The 18,487-nt window shown below is 51.2% G+C and carries 14 protein-coding genes, 2 tRNA genes and 1 pseudogene; 6 read left to right on the top strand and 11 right to left on the bottom strand.

The features are described from left to right. Nucleotides 1-55: 55 nt before the first annotated feature. From HEN33_RS04705 to HEN33_RS04720, 4 genes and pseudogenes are all read right to left on the bottom strand, one after another. Nucleotides 56-433: pseudogene (locus HEN33_RS04705) on the bottom strand (FAD/NAD(P)-binding protein); the annotation flags it as partial. A gap of 125 nt (nucleotides 434-558) precedes the next feature. Further along, on the bottom strand, nucleotides 559-864 hold the full coding sequence (locus HEN33_RS04710) for a monooxygenase (RefSeq protein WP_000212657.1): 306 nt from the start codon (nucleotides 862-864) through the stop codon (nucleotides 559-561). 107 nt (nucleotides 865-971) lie between these two features. Beyond that, nucleotides 972-1,048: transfer RNA gene (locus HEN33_RS04715), tRNA-Val, on the bottom strand. A gap of 4 nt (nucleotides 1,049-1,052) precedes the next feature. After that, a tRNA-Val gene (locus tag HEN33_RS04720) sits at nucleotides 1,053-1,129 on the bottom strand. A gap of 308 nt (nucleotides 1,130-1,437) precedes the next feature. On the opposite strand from HEN33_RS04720, the gene HEN33_RS04725 reads away from it, so the two are divergent. Next, nucleotides 1,438-2,694, top strand: coding sequence for an AIDA repeat-containing protein (locus HEN33_RS04725; protein ID WP_176262992.1), 1,257 nt, complete (start codon nucleotides 1,438-1,440; stop codon nucleotides 2,692-2,694). Between the two features lie 40 nt (nucleotides 2,695-2,734). On the opposite strand, the gene mdtK is transcribed toward HEN33_RS04725, so the two are convergent. Further along, nucleotides 2,735-4,108 carry a multidrug efflux MATE transporter MdtK gene (mdtK, locus tag HEN33_RS04730; protein ID WP_001174940.1) on the bottom strand — a complete coding sequence of 458 codons (1,374 nt, stop codon included), beginning with the start codon at nucleotides 4,106-4,108 and terminating at the stop codon, nucleotides 2,735-2,737. A gap of 214 nt (nucleotides 4,109-4,322) precedes the next feature. Here mdtK and HEN33_RS04735 point away from each other — a divergent pair, with 214 nt between their 5' ends. Then, nucleotides 4,323-4,964 carry a riboflavin synthase gene (locus HEN33_RS04735; protein ID WP_000493965.1) on the top strand — a complete coding sequence of 214 codons (642 nt, stop codon included), beginning with the start codon at nucleotides 4,323-4,325 and terminating at the stop codon, nucleotides 4,962-4,964. A gap of 39 nt (nucleotides 4,965-5,003) precedes the next feature. On the opposite strand, the gene cfa is transcribed toward HEN33_RS04735, so the two are convergent. Both cfa and punC read right to left on the bottom strand, forming a co-directional pair. Then, nucleotides 5,004-6,152 (bottom strand): cyclopropane fatty acyl phospholipid synthase, encoded by a 1,149-nt coding sequence (gene cfa, locus HEN33_RS04740; RefSeq protein WP_000098911.1) that lies wholly within the window; start codon nucleotides 6,150-6,152, stop codon nucleotides 5,004-5,006. Nucleotides 6,153-6,442: 290 nt separating this feature from the next. Continuing rightward, on the bottom strand, nucleotides 6,443-7,654 hold the full coding sequence (gene punC / locus HEN33_RS04745) for a purine nucleoside transporter PunC (protein WP_032303133.1): 1,212 nt from the start codon (nucleotides 7,652-7,654) through the stop codon (nucleotides 6,443-6,445). 112 nt (nucleotides 7,655-7,766) lie between these two features. Here punC and punR point away from each other — a divergent pair, with 112 nt between their 5' ends. After that, entirely contained in the window at nucleotides 7,767-8,699 is a 933-nt protein-coding gene (gene punR, locus HEN33_RS04750) for a DNA-binding transcriptional activator PunR (protein ID WP_000269493.1), read from the top strand. Here the strand turns inward: punR and purR are convergent. Further along, complete coding sequence (gene purR, locus HEN33_RS04755; protein ID WP_000190982.1) at nucleotides 8,696-9,721, bottom strand: HTH-type transcriptional repressor PurR; 1,026 nt, start codon at nucleotides 9,719-9,721, stop codon at nucleotides 8,696-8,698. The genes punR and purR overlap by 4 nt on opposite strands. Nucleotides 9,722-10,019: 298 nt before the next feature. Between purR and cydH the strand changes: the two genes are divergently transcribed. Both cydH and HEN33_RS04765 read left to right on the top strand, forming a co-directional pair. Then, nucleotides 10,020-10,109 (top strand): cytochrome bd-I accessory subunit CydH, encoded by a 90-nt coding sequence (gene cydH, locus HEN33_RS04760; RefSeq protein WP_000102278.1) that lies wholly within the window; start codon nucleotides 10,020-10,022, stop codon nucleotides 10,107-10,109. Between the two features lie 165 nt (nucleotides 10,110-10,274). Further along, nucleotides 10,275-11,444, top strand: coding sequence for an MFS transporter (locus tag HEN33_RS04765; RefSeq protein WP_176262993.1), 1,170 nt, complete (start codon nucleotides 10,275-10,277; stop codon nucleotides 11,442-11,444). Between the two features lie 145 nt (nucleotides 11,445-11,589). On the opposite strand, the gene sodB is transcribed toward HEN33_RS04765, so the two are convergent. Beyond that, on the bottom strand, nucleotides 11,590-12,171 hold the full coding sequence (gene sodB / locus HEN33_RS04770) for a superoxide dismutase [Fe] (RefSeq protein WP_000007283.1): 582 nt from the start codon (nucleotides 12,169-12,171) through the stop codon (nucleotides 11,590-11,592). Nucleotides 12,172-12,298: 127 nt separating this feature from the next. Beyond that, a complete protein-coding gene (mepH, locus tag HEN33_RS04775) occupies nucleotides 12,299-13,126 on the bottom strand; it encodes a peptidoglycan DD-endopeptidase MepH (protein WP_000101187.1) in 828 nt (275 codons plus the stop codon). 334 nt (nucleotides 13,127-13,460) lie between these two features. Between mepH and grxD the strand changes: the two genes are divergently transcribed. After that, nucleotides 13,461-13,808: a monothiol glutaredoxin 4 gene (gene grxD, locus HEN33_RS04780; RefSeq protein ID WP_000108172.1), complete on the top strand. Its 348-nt coding sequence runs from the start codon at nucleotides 13,461-13,463 to the stop codon at nucleotides 13,806-13,808. Nucleotides 13,809-13,858: 50 nt separating this feature from the next. On the opposite strand, the gene HEN33_RS04785 is transcribed toward grxD, so the two are convergent. After that, the gene (locus HEN33_RS04785; RefSeq protein WP_176262994.1) at nucleotides 13,859-18,475 is read right to left on the bottom strand and encodes an ATP-dependent helicase; all 4,617 of its coding nucleotides are present in this window, start codon (nucleotides 18,473-18,475) and stop codon (nucleotides 13,859-13,861) included. Nucleotides 18,476-18,487 lie beyond the last annotated feature (12 nt).

The raw sequence follows: 18,487 nt of genomic DNA on the forward strand, positions 1-18,487 counted from the left end.
TCTGGCAGCCTGAGTTCACAGATAAAACACTCTCCAGGAAAACCGGGGCGGTTCAAACAGCCACTGCAAATTTTTGCTGTCGTGCCTGGTCTACTAATCGTAAAAATTGATCGCGGAAATATTCGCCCAGCAGAATTCGCGGTAAAAACTGGCGATCGTGCAAGGTTTCTTTTTTAACGCCATAACGCTGGAGATGGCTGGCTTCTTGCTTTTGTAGCCATTCGAGATATGTACAATAAATCGGCGGTATTTCAATACTGGCAATATTTGCCAGCATCAGTTTTGAGTTTTCCTCATCACTGTATGGCATCCCGACACCGGCTTCGTCAGCCTGCTCGAAGATAGAAATAGAAAGTGGAGTTTGTTGCTGTAGAAGCGAGAATAAGGTGTAGATCCCCGTAGGCCCGGCACCTACAATAGCAATTTTTTTCATTGTTACTTACCTGTACGCATTCTTTCGAATTTAGTGTTATCAGATAAGTTTGGTTGAAATTTTTAGAATTTGTGAAATTTCAGACAGGGATGAAAAGGGCGCTAACCGCCCTTGGTTAAAATCTGTCAGGCGAGTTTTGCCTGATTGATTTGACTCAGTGGCTCATTGACATCGAAAACTTTGGCGACAACTTCCTCAACGCCGAGATTTTTCAGTCGGGCAGTATGTTTTTCCAGATAGGCAAGGGCGCTTTTTTCATCAGTGAAAAGGTAGATCCCACCGGCTTCGTGGTTCTTTTCACTTTCTGTCCATACCTTCCACAGAAAACCAGGTTCCTGATTAATCGACTCAGCAAGCGGTTTAAGCTGCTCAGCCATTGCGTCGCCAAATGGGCCATTAAAAGCAAAATGAAGTTGTAACAAAGTTGCCATAGCGATTCTCCTTCTGATAACGCATACGAAGACAGTGTAAATCTTTTAACGTATTGGATACAGAGAAGAAACAGAGGGAAAAAGGAGAAGACCAGATTAAGAAAATCTGGTGCGTCCGAGTGGACTCGAACCACCGACCCCCACCATGTCAAGGTGGTGCTCTAACCAACTGAGCTACGGACGCAGGATGGTGCGTTCAATTGGACTCGAACCAACGACCCCCACCATGTCAAGGTGGTGCTCTAACCAACTGAGCTATGAACGCAACGTTGTAGGTGACAACGGGGACGAATATTAGCGGCAGAGTGGGAAGGTGGCAAGAGGCAAAACGTATTTTTCTGCGGTATTTCGACCGTTTGCAGAGCTTTTAAGCAAATTGGCTATATTTTGTTGATTTGCAAGGGCGATTTTTATTCAGGATCGCATTTACATCTGACACAACCCAATAATCTGTGTATCAGAGTTTAAACAGAGTTGTTTGCCACTATCTCAAAATCTGTCGTGGATAAATCCTCCGTAGCCTTTACACTTAGTTAGCAATAAAGGCACACAGATGCAGCAAAGGAATAAATCATGGGATCTGATGCGAAAAACTTGATGAGCGACGGGAACGTGCAAATTGTTAAGACCGGCGAGGTCATTGGCGCGACGCAACTTACTGAAGGTGAGTTAATTGTTGAAGCTGGCGCAAGAGCCGAAAATACCGTGGTCACGGGGGCCGGTTGGTTGAAAGTGGCAACCGGTGGGATCGCCAAATGCACACAGTACGGCAACAATGGCACGCTATCGGTCAGTGACGGTGCCATTGCCACAGACATTGTTCAGTCCGAGGGAGGCGCAATTAGTCTCTCTACGCTCGCTACGGTTAATGGCCGCCATCCAGAAGGTAAATTTAGCGTTGATCAAGGTTATGCCTGCGGTTTGTTGCTGGAAAATGGCGGTAACCTGCGTGTACTGGAAGGCCATCGCGCGGAAAAAATCATTCTCGATCAAGAGGGCGGCCTGTTGGTCAACGGGACGACCTCTGAGGTTGTGGTAGATGAAGGTGGTGAATTGTTGGTGTATCCAGGTGGAGAAGCCAGTAATTGTGAGATCAATCAGGGCGGCGTTTTTATGCTGGCGGGGAAAGCCAGTGATACGTTGCTTGCTGGTGGCACAATGAATAATCTCGGTGGTGAAGACTCTAACACAATTGTTGAGAATGGAGCCATTTATCGTCTGGGGACGGATGGCCTTCAGCTCTATAGTTCCGGTAAGACGCAAAACTTGTCCGTTAATGTAGGTGGTCGGGCTGAAGTGCATGCTGGTACGCTGGAAAACGCGGTAATACAAGGTGGGACAGTGATCTTGTTGTCACCCACCAGCGCGGACGAAAATTTTGTCGTAGAGGAAGATCGCGCACCGGTTGAACTGACCGGGAGTGTTGCATTACTGGACGGCGCTTCAATGATTATTGGCTATGGTGCAGATCTGCAACAATCAACGATTACTGTACAGCAGGGCGGCGTGTTGATTCTCGATGGCAGCACGGTAAGAGGTGACAACGTCACTTTAAATGTGGGCAACATTAATCTCGATGGCGGGAAAGTGTGGTTGATCACTTCTGCGGCAACGCATGTGCAACTGAAAGTTAAACGCCTGCGCGGAGAGGGAACGATTTGCCTGCAAACCAGTGCGAAAGAGATTTCACCTGACTTCATCAATGTTAAAGGGGAAGTTAACGGTGATATACACGTTGAGATAACCGATGCCAGTCGGCAAACTTTGTGTAACGCACTGAAATTACAGCCAGACGAAGACGGGATTGGTGCAACGCTCCAGCCTGCGTAAAAACACAGGCGCAACCCGTGAAGGTTGCGCCTTGTCTTTATTAGCGGGACGCTCGTTGCAGAATGATGGCTGACGGCAGACGTTGCAGGAAACGCATTCGCAGCATCATCATAATAGCTGCCGATGTCAGGCCGATAATAAACCCTATCCAGAAGCCTGCTGGCCCCATAGGCTCAACAACCAGATCGGTCAGTGCCAGAATATAGCCGCTTGGCAAGCCCAGCACCCAGTAAGCCGTAAAGGTGATATAGAAAATGGAGCGCGTATCTTTATATCCACGCAAAATCCCACTGCCAATGACCTGGATTGAGTCAGAAATCTGATATACCGCCGCCAGCAACATCAAATGCGCAGCCAGCGTTACAACCTCGGGATTATCGTTGTACAACAGGGCGATTTGCTCCCGCAGTGAAACCGTGAATATGGCCGTCAGGGTTGCCATACAGACACCCACCATAAGCCCGGTCCGCGCAGCGGTTTGCGCATCCAGCGTTGAGCCCTGACCCAGACGATAACCTACGCGGATGGTTACCGCTGCCGCCAGCGACATGGGAAGTACGAACATCAGTGAACTAAAGTTCAGGGCAATCTGATGTCCTGCGACATCAACAATACCTAGCGGAGACACTAACAGAGCCACGACGGCAAACAGCGTTACTTCAAAGAACAGCGCCAGCGCAATTGGCAAACCGAGTTGAATCAGTCGTTTCATAACCGCAGGATCGGGCTTCGCGGTGCCTTTTTCGTTACGAATATCGCGCATCGAGCGGGCGCGTTTAATGTAAGAAACCATGGCAAGGAACATAACCCAATACACCGCTGCAGTAGCCACGCCACAACCAACGCCACCGAGCTCAGGCATACCGAAATGACCATAAATAAAGATATAGTTCACCGGAATGTTCACCAGCAGGCCGATAAAGCCCATCACCATACCCGGCTTGGTTTTTGCCAGACCTTCACACTGGTTACGGGCAACCTGGAAGAAAAGATAGCCCGGCGCGCCCCATAGCAACGCACGCAGATAACCCACGGCTTTGTCCGCCAGAGCCGGATCGATATTTTCCATGGAGCGGATAATGTAGCCTGCATTCCACAGCACCAGCATAATGAGAACGGAAACAAAACCCGCCAGCCAGAAACCTTGTCGCACCTGATGCGCAATGCGCTCACGTCGACCGGAACCATTTAATTGCGCGATAACCGGCGTTAATGCCAGCAGCAGCCCGTGACCAAAGAGGATCGCCGGAAGCCAGATAGAAGTACCGATAGCGACCGCCGCCATGTCGGTGGCACTATAGCCGCCCGCCATCACGGTATCGACAAAACCCATCGCAGTTTGGGCGATTTGCGCGAGAATCACCGGGATTGCTAATGCTAATAACAGACGCGCTTCACTGATATACTTCTGCACGTGAACACCTTTTATTTGTAGTTATATGAGAGACTAAAAAGCCGCCTGAATGGGCAGCAAAAAGAAGAAGCAGGGGAAATTCAGTCTATTGTAGCGAGGATTTATTAATTCTCCAGTGAAAAAATAGCCATTCTTACCCCTTCACTGGTAAGGGCGTTTTCCACCTGCTATTGTGCTGAACAGAATGTCTTAACTGATTTCAGGAGTTGTGAGTATGTTTACGGGGATTGTACAGGGCACCGCAAAACTGGTGTCGATTGACGAGAAACCAAATTTTCGCACACATGTGGTTGAGTTACCTGACTACATGCTGGACGGGCTGGAAACCGGTGCGTCCGTGGCGCATAACGGTTGCTGCCTGACCGTAACGGAAATTAACGGCAACCATGTCAGTTTTGACCTGATGAAAGAAACGTTACGCATTACTAATCTTGGCGATTTAAATGTGGGGGATTGGGTAAACGTTGAGCGTGCGGCGAAATTCAGCGATGAAATTGGCGGACACTTAATGTCAGGTCATATTATGACCACCGCTGAAGTGGCGAAAATATTAACCTCGGAAAATAATCGTCAGATCTGGTTTAAAGTCCAGGATAGTCAGTTGATGAAATATATCCTGTACAAAGGATTTATTGGCATCGACGGTATTAGCCTGACCGTCGGCGAAGTCACGCCAACGCGTTTTTGCGTCCATTTAATTCCGGAAACACTGGAACGCACTACCCTTGGGAAGAAAAAACTCGGCGCACGCGTCAACATTGAAATCGATCCACAAACTCAGGCAGTGGTAGATACGGTAGAACGTGTGCTGGCGGCACGAGAAAATGCCATGAATCAACCAGGTACAGAAGCCTGATCTGAAATCGCCCCCGGAGAGGGGGCGATAGAATAGCCTCTAGCGAGCGACTCGAAGGCCGTTTTCAACACCGCGTGAGAACACGACCTGCCAGAGCTGAATATCACGGGCGCGGAAAGCACCTGCACAGGCATTCAGATAATAGGTAAACATCCGTTTAAAGCGTTCACTGTAGTTATCCGCAATTTCTGGCCATGCGGCGAGGAATCGTTCATACCACGCCATCAACGTAGTATCGTAATCAGCACCGAAGTTATGCCAGTCTTCCATCACAAAGTGGGGTTCGCTGGACTGAGCAATCTGGCGTACAGAGGGCAGGCAACCGTTCGGGAAAATATATTTATTAATCCAGGGATCAACATTCAGATCGGTTTTTTTCGAACCGATAGTATGGAGCAGGAATATACCTTCCGGTTTCAAATTACGATCCACCACCGCAAAATAGGTATCGTAATTTTTCGGTCCGACGTGCTCGAACATCCCCACAGAAACAATACGATCAAACTGGTCGTTCAGGTCACGATAATCTTGCAGCAAAATGGTGACATCCAGGCCTTCACAGCGTTCCTGAGCCATTTTTTGCTGTTCAGCAGAAATGGTGACGCCCACCACGCTTACGTCATAGTTAGACGCCATGTAATGCGCCAGTCCGCCCCAGCCGCAGCCAATATCCAGTACGCGCATCCCTGGTTTTAACTGCAATTTTTCACAAATCATTTTGAGCTTCGCCTGCTGGGCAGATTCCAGATTATCGGCATCTTTCCAGTAAGCGCAGGAATATTGCATGAACGGATCAAGCATGCGACTGAATAAGTCATTACCCAAATCGTAATGCTCTTTGCCGACTATCCAGGCACGTTTTTTACTCTGCAGATTGAAGAGACGAGCGCTGGCAATACGCAGCGTGTCTTTGAAATGATGGGGGAGTTGGTTCTCGAGACCTGCGCGTAAGACTTTGCTAAAAAACATATCCAGTCGGTCACATTCCCACCAGCCATCCATATAACTTTCGCCTAACCCCAACGATCCTTCCTGCAGAACGCGTTTAAAAAAATCGGGGTTTTTGACACGAATATCCGCCGGGGCAGAACCGTTAATGGCTATACCGGCACGGCTAAGTAATTCGTTGGCGATACGGTACCAGTTGTCATCCGGTACACTGACTTCTTCTATACACGATGAACTCATAGTTTCTCCATCACTGGTCGGTGATCAGAACCTTAAAACAGCGTAGACGCTTTTTGGGCTTTGTGAGAAATCTCGCAGAAAAAACCGCGAGTCTATAATCCGACGTAGAACAGAGGGAAAGGAGGAACCCTTGCCGAAATGACCATCCATAGTGAGTCGGGAACGATCCTGTCCCCGTAAAAACATAATATTTATCGTAGCTTTAACAACTCGAAATTAGTATAGGCCGCTAATTTCAATCATACAACAAAATTTTGTTAGCAGCCTAAGTATAAGCATATCGATATAGATCAGTGTGATTCGCTATGAGCGACTTCGGCATTGCCATGATTCTGGCAGTCTACTTCTTCACAACGTTGCATCATGTAACCCAGAGCGACCAGCACTACTGTTGATAACATCACGCTGGTGGTGGTGAGCAATGGCGTGCTGATACTGATAAGCCAGGAAACTACCAGACTTGCGAGGAAGCACAGACCCAGTTGTAGAGTGTTCTGCAACGCTGCGGCGCGACCAGTTGCATGTGGGAAAGGACGCAGTGCCTGGGCGACAACAATCGGGTAGATCGCGCCGTTGGCAATCGCCATCACACAGAATGGGATCAGGATTTCGGCCAGCGACACATGGCTAATGAAGCCCGCAGCCCAGGTCGCAATGACGCTGACAGCAAACAGCACCAGCAACCACGGTAATAACTGCTTGCCTTGCCATTTTTGTAGTGCGGCGCGACAGCCATAGCCACCAATCAGAAACGCGATAGTTTGCGGGACATAACTTAAACCAATCACTGCCGGGCTGTAACCCATTTCGCTAAGGATGAACGGTGAACCGGTCAGCCATGCAAAAAAACTGGCTGAACAGGCCGCGTAAATCAGCACATTGCCACGATAGGTTTTTGAACGCAGTAAGTCGGTAAAGGTCAACGCATCCTGACTATTGTTACGGGCCTTCGTCGTGGGTTTAAGCCAGAAAATAGGCAGAATCAGCACCACGGTAATGGCAAACAGTGTGGCGAAAATCGCCTGCCAGGAAAAATGGACCAGAAGCCAACTTCCTAAAAGAGGAGCCAGTGCCGGAGATAGACCTACTAGCGGCATGATGGTCGCAAAAATACGGTTAACTTTCTGTGAAGGATAATAATCCGTCACTAACGCTTGCCAGATAACCGCCGCGGCGCAGACACCTACAGCCTGTACAAAACGCAATACCAGCAGCGTGGCGGCGTTTTCTACCCACAGCATCCCCAGACTACCTAACGCAAAAATTGTCAGGCCGATTAATAATACCGGTTTACGACCATAACGGTCGGAGAGCGGCCCCCACAGAAGCTGGGCTGCGGCAAATCCGGCAAGGAACAGACTAAGGCTGGCACTGACAGCAGACGCAGGCGTTTGCAGGTCGGCCTGTATGGCGGCGAAAGCAGGCAGATACATATCGGTTGCCAGAAAACCGAGTACGCTCAAACCTGCCAGCCAGACTAAAAATCTTTTCCCAGGTTGCATGTATATTCTCTAAATCTCTCAATTAAACACCGCCGCAAAGTGTAGGGAGTGAAATTAGTGTTGTGAAACGGTAATATTTGATGACTGGTTTCAAAAATTTTGCAGGCAGACTATGTGGTCAGAATATTCACTCGAAGTTGTTGATGCGGTAGCGCGTAATGGTAGTTTTAGCGCTGCAGCCCAGGAGTTGCATCGCGTTCCTTCTGCGGTCAGCTATACCGTGCGTCAGCTGGAAGAGTGGCTGGCGGTGCCGCTGTTTGAACGACGTCACCGTGATGTGGAACTGACCGCTGCCGGCGCGTGGTTTCTCAAAGAAGGGCGCTCTGTTGTCAAAAAAATGCAGATCACTCGGCAGCAATGTCAGCAGATAGCGAACGGCTGGCGCGGTCAGTTAGCTATCGCAGTGGATAATATTGTCAGGCCAGAACGTACACGGCAGATGATCGTTGATTTTTATCGCCATTTTGATGATGTCGAACTTCTTGTCTTTCAGGAAGTGTTCAACGGTGTCTGGGATGCGCTTTCCGACGGGCGCGTGGAACTGGCGATTGGCGCAACACGCGCGATTCCGGTAGGCGGTCGTTATGCCTTCCGGGATATGGGGATGCTAAGCTGGAGTTGCGTTGTTGCCAGCCACCACCCGCTGGCGTTGATGGATGGCCCGTTCAGCGATGATACGTTGCGCAACTGGCCGTCATTGGTGCGCGAAGACACCTCGCGAACGCTACCTAAACGTATTACCTGGTTGCTGGATAACCAAAAAAGACTTGTCGTGCCTGACTGGGAATCATCGGCAACCTGTATCTCGGCAGGATTATGCATAGGGATGGTGCCAACACATTTCGCCAAACCGTGGCTTAATGAGGGGAAGTGGGTAGCATTAGAACTGGAAAACCCCTTTCCGGATTCGGCATGTTGTCTGACATGGCAGCAAAATGATATGTCGCCTGCGTTAACCTGGTTGCTTGAGTATCTCGGCGATAGTGAGACGCTGAATAAGGAGTGGCTGCGGGAGCCGGAAGAGACTCCCGCAACGGGTGATTAACGACGATAGTCTCGGAACGGGCCGTCAGCCACGGAGCGGCGTTCAATCAAGCGCGGATGCACTTCAATGGACTGCGGTTCTTCACGTTTGTTGACGATACGATCCAACAGCATGTTGAACGCTGTTTCACCCAGCGAATCTTTTGGCTGATGGATCGTGGTCAGCGCCGGCGTAAAATAGCGGGCGTTGCGCACGTTATCATAACCGATCAGCGAAACATCCTGCGGGACGCGCAGACCCATTTCATCAGCAGCACAAAGTGCGCCCATTGCCATGATATCGCCACCACAGAAGACGGCAGTAGGGCGATGCGGCTGCGACAGTATTTGCTGCATGGCGCGATAACCGGATTCAGGTTCAAAGTCACCCTGTACAATCCAGCTTTCCGGCACCTTGATCATCGCTTCTTCCATCGCCTTCATAAAACCGGCAAGGCGGCCTGCGCCAGTGTTACGTTCCAGCGGGCCGGGGATAACGCCGATTTCGCGGTGACCGCGTTCAATCAGATAACGCCCGGCCATGTAGCCGCCTTCGAACGCGTTATCAATGACCGCATCGGTGAAGTCAGCTTTTGCTTCACCCCAGTCCATCACCACCATTGGGATATGGCGATACTCTTCCAGCATCGCCAGCAACGGCTCTGGGTACTCAGAACACATCACCAGCAGACCATCGACGCGTTTTTGCGCCATCATCGACAGATAAGCCCGCTGTTTCTCAAGATTGTTCCACGCATTACCCAGAATCAGGGTGTAACCTTTCTGGAAGCAATTTTTTTCAACCGCTTCAATGATCTCGGCAAAATAGGCCGCTTCGCTGCTGGTCGCCAGCAAACCGATAGACTTGGTGTGGTTAACCTTCAGGCTACGCGCCACCGCGCTAGGGGAGTAGTGTAATTCTTTGATCGCTGCCCACACGGCGTTGCGCGTTTCTTCAGCGACGAAACGTGTTTTGTTGATTACGTGTGACACAGTTGTAGTGGAAACGTTTGCTCGTTTCGCTACATCTTTTATTGTTGCCATTCCATTTCACTCCAGACCCTAACTTCAGCTCCTGCAAAATCGCAAGGTAAACGTTTGCCTTTACACACCTTACGCACAACAAAAGTGTTGCGGTACGCCGGAAAAACGACACGGAGCGTCAGGAAGGGGTCAATGGCCAGTACGCAAATAGTGTAAGCGTGGAATTTTGGCCGATCTTGACGAAAAGGGGAAGTGGTAAAAACACTTATCATTATAAATGACGGGAGATTTTTTCATCACAGTGTGTAAAAATGCGTAATATCACTTTTTGTGTGGTAATAAAAAAGGAGAAAACTTGATGAGCACCGACCTTAAATTTTCACTGGTAACAACGATTATCGTCCTCGGTTTGATCGTGGCCGTGGGTTTGACTGCCGCGCTGCACTGATTTCCTCTCGAGGGAGCGCGTTCTCCCTCGCATCTCCTTCCTGTTTGTTAGCAAAATGGCAAAAGTGTTTTCTCTTTTTGTTATTTTCATTTTTTTGTGATTGCTGTCATGCTTTCGCCACTTTAATGAATATCGCGTAATGACGCGAAGAGGTGGAGATAAGGCATGAAAATTAACTATCCGTTGCTGGCGCTGGCGATTGGCGCGTTTGGTATCGGGACAACGGAGTTCTCGCCAATGGGCTTGTTGCCCGTCATTGCGCGCGGTGTGGATGTCTCGATTCCCGCTGCCGGAATGTTAATCAGTGCCTATGCAGTTGGCGTAATGGTTGGCGCGCCGCTGATGACGCTTCTACTTTCTCATCGTGCCCGCCGCAGTGCGTTGATTTTCCTGATGGCGATTTTCACGCTCGGCAACGTACTTTCCGCCATCGCGCCGGATTATATGACCCTGATGCTTTCACGCATTTTGACCAGCCTGAATCACGGAGCATTTTTTGGTTTGGGTTCAGTCGTGGCCGCAAGCGTGGTGCCAAAACATAAACAGGCCAGCGCAGTTGCCACTATGTTTATGGGGTTAACCCTGGCAAATATCGGTGGCGTGCCGGCGGCGACCTGGTTGGGTGAAACCATCGGCTGGCGGATGTCATTTCTGGCAACGGCGGGGCTGGGAGTGATTTCAATGGTAAGTCTGTTCTTCTCATTACCTAAAGGTGGTGCAGGGGCACGACCTGAAGTGAAAAAAGAGCTGGCGGTATTAATGCGTCCGCAGGTGCTGTCTGCATTGCTGACGACGGTGCTGGGAGCTGGCGCTATGTTTACCCTCTACACCTATATCTCTCCGGTACTGCAAAGTATTACCCACGCAACACCGGTGTTCGTCACGGCAATGCTGGTGCTGATTGGTGTCGGGTTCTCTATTGGGAACTATCTCGGTGGCAAACTGGCAGATCGTTCAGTTAACGGCACGTTGAAAGGCTTTTTGTTGCTGCTGATGGTGATTATGCTGGCAATCCCGTTCCTGGCCCGCAATGAGTTCGGCGCAGCTATTAGCATGGTGGTGTGGGGAGCTGCAACCTTTGCGGTCGTACCGCCGTTACAGATGCGCGTGATGCGTGTCGCCAGTGAAGCGCCTGGTCTGTCTTCATCAGTCAATATTGGTGCCTTTAATCTTGGAAATGCGCTGGGAGCAGCTGCTGGTGGTGCGGTAATTTCCGCTGGGCTGGGATACAGTTTTGTGCCGGTGATGGGGGCGATTGTCGCGGGACTGGCATTATTGCTGGCGTTTATGTCAGCCAGAAAACAACCTGAGGCAGTTTGCGTTGCCAACAGCTAATTAAACAAAAACGCAGAAGGATAACCTTCTGCGTTACAGTTGCTGGCAACGTGCGATTTATCTTGCCGGATGCGGTGTTAACGCTTCATCCGAGTTGGCATGGTAAGCGAAGCGCATCAGGCAATGTTGCATTTGCCATCAGTTATTATGCAGCGAGATTTTTTGCTACGAATTCCCAGTTCACCAGCGCCCAGAAGTGCTCCAGATAGCCAGGACGTGCATTGCGATAGTCGATGTAATAAGCGTGTTCCCAGACATCAACGGTCAGCAGTGGAGTCGCATCGGTGGTCAGCGGAGTACCCGCGTTAGAGGTTGAAACGATAGCCAGTTTGCCATCGCTGTTTTTCACCAGCCAGGTCCAGCCAGAACCAAAGTTTTTGATTGCTGCATCAGTAAACTGTGCTTTGAAATCGGCAAAGCTGCCAAAAGATGCGGCGATAGCTTCAGCGACTTTTCCAGTCGGTTCGCCACCCGCGTTCGGTGCCAGGCAGTTCCAGTAGAAAGTATGGTTCCAGACCTGAGCTGCGTTGTTGAATACGCCACCTTCAGAGCTGCGAATAATCTCTTCCAGTGATTTACCTTCAAACGCGGTACCTTTAATCAGGTTGTTCAGGTTAGTGACATAAGTCTGATGATGCTTGCCGTAGTGATACTCGATGGTTTCCGCAGAAATGTGCGGTGCCAGAGCATCTTTAGCATATGGTAGTGCAGGTAATTCGAATGACATTGCTACTCTCCTTTATTATTAATTTGCATACGTACAATAGCCTTATTGTGCGTATGGATAGGGTAGCAAATTAAAAGGTGAGACAAAAGATGAACTTACCCTGTTGCCGTAACAACAGGGTAAAGTTTTAGCGAAGTGTTTTTGGGGTCATTACCCGGCGAGCGCCAACATAGTGGCGCTGCCAGTAGTCTTCACTGAGAGAAGTGATTTGAATTTCCTGACCCGTACGCGGTGACTGAATAAATTTGCCGTTGCCGACATACACGCCGACATGATCGGCTGTACCGCGTCCCTGAGTACGGAAGAAGACCAGGTCGCCGTTTTTCAGTTCACTACGTTCGATAGGTGCTGCATCACGCAGGTGATACATTTCATTCGCCGTACGCGGAATACGAATTTTCACCAAATCTTTATAAGCGTAATAAACCAGGCCGCTGCAATCAAAACCGGTACGCGGTGAGCTGCCACCCCAACGATATGGCTTACCAATTTGCTGCATCAGTTTATTCATTGCCACTTTTGTGGCTTTTTGCACCTTCGCTTTGTGTGCGTCGGCAAGGGTTCCTGACGCGGCATTTTTGACTTTCACACAATGCGATTTATAGCCCTTACGTTTGGTACACTTTTCGGTAAAGCTGGCTGAGGCCGTTTTATTGACGACGTGTTTGCTGCGAGTTTTGGCGTTTTTAGAAGCGGTAATGGAAGATTTTTTAACGGAAGAAGCGGTTTTGCTTTTGGTCGTACTTTTACTGGCGGCTTTTTTCGCTGTTTTCTGGCTGGCTTTCTGGGTCTTTTTGGTGGTTGCCGTACTTTTCTTTTTATCTGCTTTTTTGGTGATATGAGTGGTAGCAGAACTCTCCCTGGCTTGCTTTGAAGCATGGGCCATAGGCGTTAAAGGCAGGGTGGTAAAAAGTAAAGCACAGAGCGTGATCGAAATACGGTTTATCCGCGCCACTGAGCGTCCCTCTGTTAAGGCAGGTCTATCATGCCTGCGTCTGATTTACAAAACTTGATAATTCTAATGCATAGAAGAAGAGAAAGTTAATAGCTTTTATTGTTAAAAAATACGTTTCGTCGGCGAGCGCAAAAAAATGCAGCAGCGGAAGCTAAAAATGGTTATAAATACGCCAGTTTGCCGTGCATAAGGGAAGAAACGAATATTTGAAATGCAACAAATAGAACAAAGGGATAAAATAGCAAAAGCGTGATGAAAATGTTATTTTCCGATGCCGCACTGACCCGCTACAATGTCAGATTACTGCCGTAAAGAAGTTTGAGGAAGCAAGACAATGAGCACCACTATCGAAAAAATCCAACGCCAGATTGCTGAAAACCCGATCCTGCTGTACATGAAAGGTTCACCGAAACTGCCGAGCTGCGGTTTCTCTGCCCAGGCAGTCCAGGCGCTTGCCGCATGTGGCGAACGTTTTGCCTATGTTGATATCCTGCAGAATCCGGACATTCGTGCGGAACTGCCGAAATATGCTAACTGGCCGACCTTCCCGCAACTGTGGGTTGACGGCGAGCTGGTCGGCGGTTGTGATATCGTGATCGAAATGTATCAGCGTGGCGAACTGCAGCAGCTGATCAAAGAAACTGCCGCTAAATACAAGTCTGAAGAGCCGGACGCTGAATAATCCGTCCTGCAATACTGACGGATGCGAACGGGCATCCGTCAGTCCTTTCTCTATCCCCAATCCAGTCCTTGTGGCGAACTTGAAAATCCCGCCTCACGCAGCAGCGTAAACATCGGCGTTTGCCGGACCGGTAGGTCATTCACTTCTGTTAGCGTAAAGCGCAGCCGTGGTTCGCGACGCAGTGCGGTAGTCAGCGCGTGGAAAATCTCTGGGGCGAGTAATTCCTCTTTTTCCTGCCAGACCAGCATTTTTTTGCCACCTTGAGCCAGATAGAGTAACAATTTGCCGCCAGAAACGACCACCAGCGCACCCGCCCGACGCGTTGGTATCAGCGTTGCCGGATGTGCAGGCCAGGGCAGAAGATTTCCCCATGCATTAGCCGGATCGTTGGCAGAGAGCGCCACTGGTGTATAGTGGCGCGTTTGCGTGGCTTGTGTCGCCAGATCGCGCAATCGGTCAATAGTCAGACGTTCAGCGAATTGCGCGCCACCCAGACCTTCTACAAAACGACCTCGCATAATTCGCCCGGAGTCTTCCATACTTCGACAAAGCGTTTGCATCGATGGAAACCCGCCAGGGATATTTTCGGCTATCACCGCCTGACGACTGATGATGCCGTAGCGGTCGAGCATATTTTCCGCCAGCGCCAGCATCCTTTCGGTATCGTTTAGTGGCTCCACCTGCAATAACGACCAGCGTCCAGCCAGATTTGGTGTGTTGTAAGATAGCAGCGGCGAGACGGGTTGCGCATAGACAGGACGTCCACGACGAGCCCGGTGGCTGCGACGAGTTGAGGTGCGTGTGTTGGTACTGCTGCGGGTGAGGGCGCGTAACGGTGCCCAAATGTCGCTGGTGATGACGCCTTGCCAGACCAGCGCCCATAACGCCTCTTGCAGGGCTGAGGGATCAACCGATTCGTCGATTTTATCGCGTATCCGTTGGCTGATTTGTTGTGCAAACCAGGCTCCTCCGTCAGCCAGAACCGTGACTATCGCTTGCTGCAGCGCCGAACGATTCGCCTGATTCGCTTCGGCGGGAGTGAACGATTCTGCGGCATATTCCTGTAGATGCAGTGCCACCAGACCGTCATCTTCACCCAGTTTTTTTTGCCCCGACCAGATAACCGCACCGGTTGCCAGTAATTCATCGAGCATTTCTGGCGAATAGTCGCGTACGCGGGCAGGCAGGATCTGGCTTTCCCAGAGTGAGGCGGGTAAACCGACTCCGGCAAGCTGTTCGATCACCCGCATGACGCCATCCACGCCCTCATAAACGCCTGGCGATGTTGAGGCAAAGAGTGCCGGGCTACCATCGGTGGCGGGTAATACGCCCTGACGTTCCAGCAGCAATCGCGCATAGGTCGTGGCCGCAACGGGACGTGTCGCTTCTCTGGCGACTTGCAGCGAGCGCAAACGCAGACGACGAAATACTTCATCGCTCACCCAGATGTCTTGTTGCAGATTCATCACAAGCCCCTGTTCGCGCAGTTGCTGAAGTTGCTCTTCGACAATGGCAATACCGAGACTAAACTCATGAGCCAGTTGTTCAGACGTGACCAGAGCATGAGCCCGGAGATAGCGCAGAAAGAGGTCGCGAAGCGGGTAACTGACTCGGTGCAAATAAATCTCTGGCAGTGACTCTGGTAGTCGTACGCCGAGGGCATCGCGCAGCCTGGCGGCATCATCCATACAGGCAAGACGCTCCTGCCCGCTAATCATCGTCGGGAAGATTCGTTTAACTGCAAGAAGATTTTCCAGATACGACGCAATCTCTTCACTGCTGCCTGTATGCCGTTGCGCCAGGTCTTCAACGGTCATTGGCCCCAGTTCGCGCAGCAGGTCGAACAATCCTTCTTCACCTTTCGCTCTTCTACCAGAAGCCAGTCGTTGCAACTCTTCTTCCACCTGGCGAATGACCTGCGGGTCGAGTAATTCCCCCGGATCGACCTGTCCGAGTAGATTGCGCAGTAACTCGCTGTCCAGCGACAGTACAGATGCCCGGCGCTCTGCCAGCGGGGCGTCGCTCTGGTACATAAATTCCGCGACATAGCCGAACAATAAACTGGCGGCGAAAGGCGAAGGCGTAGTAGTCGTTACATCGGATATTTGAATTTCGCCACCGTTCAGGCGACGCATCAAACGTTCCAGCGCGGGAAGATCATAAACATCTTGCAGACATTCGCGCAGGGTTTCGAGAATGACCGGAAAATCCGGATATCCCTGAGCGATTTCCAGCAACTGACTGGCGCGCAGCCGTTGTTGCCAGAGCGGGGTGCGATGGCCCGGCGTGCGGCCCGGCATTAATAATGCCCGCGCGGCGCATTCGCGAAAACGGGCGGCGAAAAGTGCCGAGCTGCCTACCGCCTCGCGGACAATTTGCAGCAACTTTTCTGGTTCAAACAAAAAAATCGCGGCATCGGGCAATTTACCATCGGTGTCAGGAATGCGCGCAACAATGCCGTCATCACTGGCAACCACAGACGCGTCAGCGCCCCATAGTGCATGTATTCGCCCGGCAATCGCCAGCGCCCAGGGTTCATGCACGCGTCTTCCATAGGGAGAATGCAAAATAATACGCCAGTCGCCAATTTCATCACGGCACCGTTCGAGGACCAGATGACGACTACCCGGAACAATACCCGTCGCGTTGCGCTGCTCGTCAATCAGCCCCTGAATATTGGCGATCGTATTTTCTTCTGCCAACCACGGGGGAATATTCCCGGAAAAGAACGCGCCATCCGCCAGTAAATGGAGAAAATCGCCGATCATCTCGCCTAATTCTGCCGGACGTCCGTTACCTTCACCACGCCAGAAGGGAAGGCGGGCAGAACGACCTGGAGCAGGAGTCACAATCACCTGATCGCGGGTGATTTGCTGGATCCGCCATGAGGTAGCGCCGAGAGTGATAATGTCGTTCACCCGCGACTCATATACCATCTCCTCATCCAGTTCACCCACCCGCCGCGAACCGGCCTGTTCTTCACCTTCGGGTAATAACACGCTATACATGCCACGATCCGGAATGGTGCCACCGCTGGTAACCGCCAACAGCTGAGCGCCAGGTCGGGCGGTCAATATCCCGGTCTCCCTGTTCCAGACCAGTTTTGGTCGAAAAGCAGAAAAATCGCCAGAGGGATAGCGCCCGGAAAGCATATCCAGCGTGGCGTCAAAAACACGTCTTGGCAGATCTTTCCACGGTGCGGCACGGCGTACGCGGGAGTACCATTCGTCTGCCTGTAATGCATCCATCGCCGCGGCGGCAACGGTCTGCTGCGCAAGGACGTCGAGTGGATTATGCGGTGGCGTCAGGTTTTCCAGCCTGCCTGTTAACATACACTCAACAATGACTGCGGAATCGACTAAGTCACGTCGGGTTCGGGGGAAAAAAAGCCCTTTGGAGATACCACCTACCTGGTGTCCGGCACGTCCAATGCGTTGTAACCCACTGGCAACAGAAAGCGGCGTTGCCACCTGAATTACCAGATCCACCGCGCCCATATCAATCCCCAGTTCGAGACTGGAGGTTGCGACCACGCAGCGTAATTCACCCGATTTCAGCGCCTGTTCGGTGATTGCTCGTTGTTCTTTAGACACGGAGCCGTGGTGTGAGCGGGCAATAAAAATGTCGCTACTTTGTACACGGTTAGAGGTTGCGCCGGAGGTCGACTCGAAATGGGCCGCATCAACGGCGATAGACGGGGAACGCTGTAAGCGTGCGGCGTAAAGCTCATTCAATCGTGCCGTCAGTTTTTCCGCCAGCCCGCGTGAATTAGTAAAGACAATGGTCGAGCGATGGCGCAAAACTTCATCAAGGATACCCGTTTCAATATATGGCCAGATGGAGCCTTCTCGGCCGGCATGGCTGTCTTCGCCGGTGCCGCTGGCAACCGATGAGACATCATCCATATTGGCGACCGGTACGACAATCCGTATCTGCGGATGGCGCATTGCGGGCGGGTTGACTACCGTAACCGGGCGATCGCCACCAAGAAATGCTGCCACATCGCTGGCTGAGCGTACAGTGGCAGAAAGGCCAATTCGCTGTGCTGAGGTGTGGAGCAGCGCATCGAGCCGCTCCAGACTTAACGCCAGATGCGCACCACGTTTACTGCCCGCTACGGCGTGGACTTCATCAATAATTACCGTTTCGACGCCGCGTAGCGTTTCGCGCGCGCGGGAGGTCAGCATCAGATAGAGTGATTCGGGTGTGGTGATCAGAATATCCGGCGGATTACGGGTGAGTTTGCTGCGTTCCTGTGCAGGCGTATCGCCAGTACGGATCCCCACGCGAAGATTGACTTCCGTTTCGCCGCGCCGCCGTCGTTCATCGGCAATACCCTGTAACGGGATCTGCAAGTTGCGCTGAACGTCGGTGCCCAGAGCTTTGATCGGTGAAATATAGAGAATGCGTGAGGTTTTACGCTTATGCGCCTCGCGGGTATCTTCGCCGCCTTCGCGGAAGAGCTGATCGAGGGCGTAGAGAAATGCTGCCAGCGTTTTCCCGGAGCCAGTCGGTGCAATCACCAGCGCATGTTCGCCTCGCGCCGCCACATGCCAGGTTTGCGACTGGACAGCGGTCGGCTGTTTAAAGGCGCGAAGAAACCAGTCGCGGGTCGCCGGTGAAAACACGTCCGGCAGGGGCGATGAAGGGTTTAGATTATCTGCCATTAACGCTATTCC

This window comes from Escherichia sp. 94.0001, from assembly GCF_013369155.2.
GTDB classification, from domain to species: Bacteria; Pseudomonadota; Gammaproteobacteria; order Enterobacterales; family Enterobacteriaceae; genus Escherichia; species Escherichia coli_F.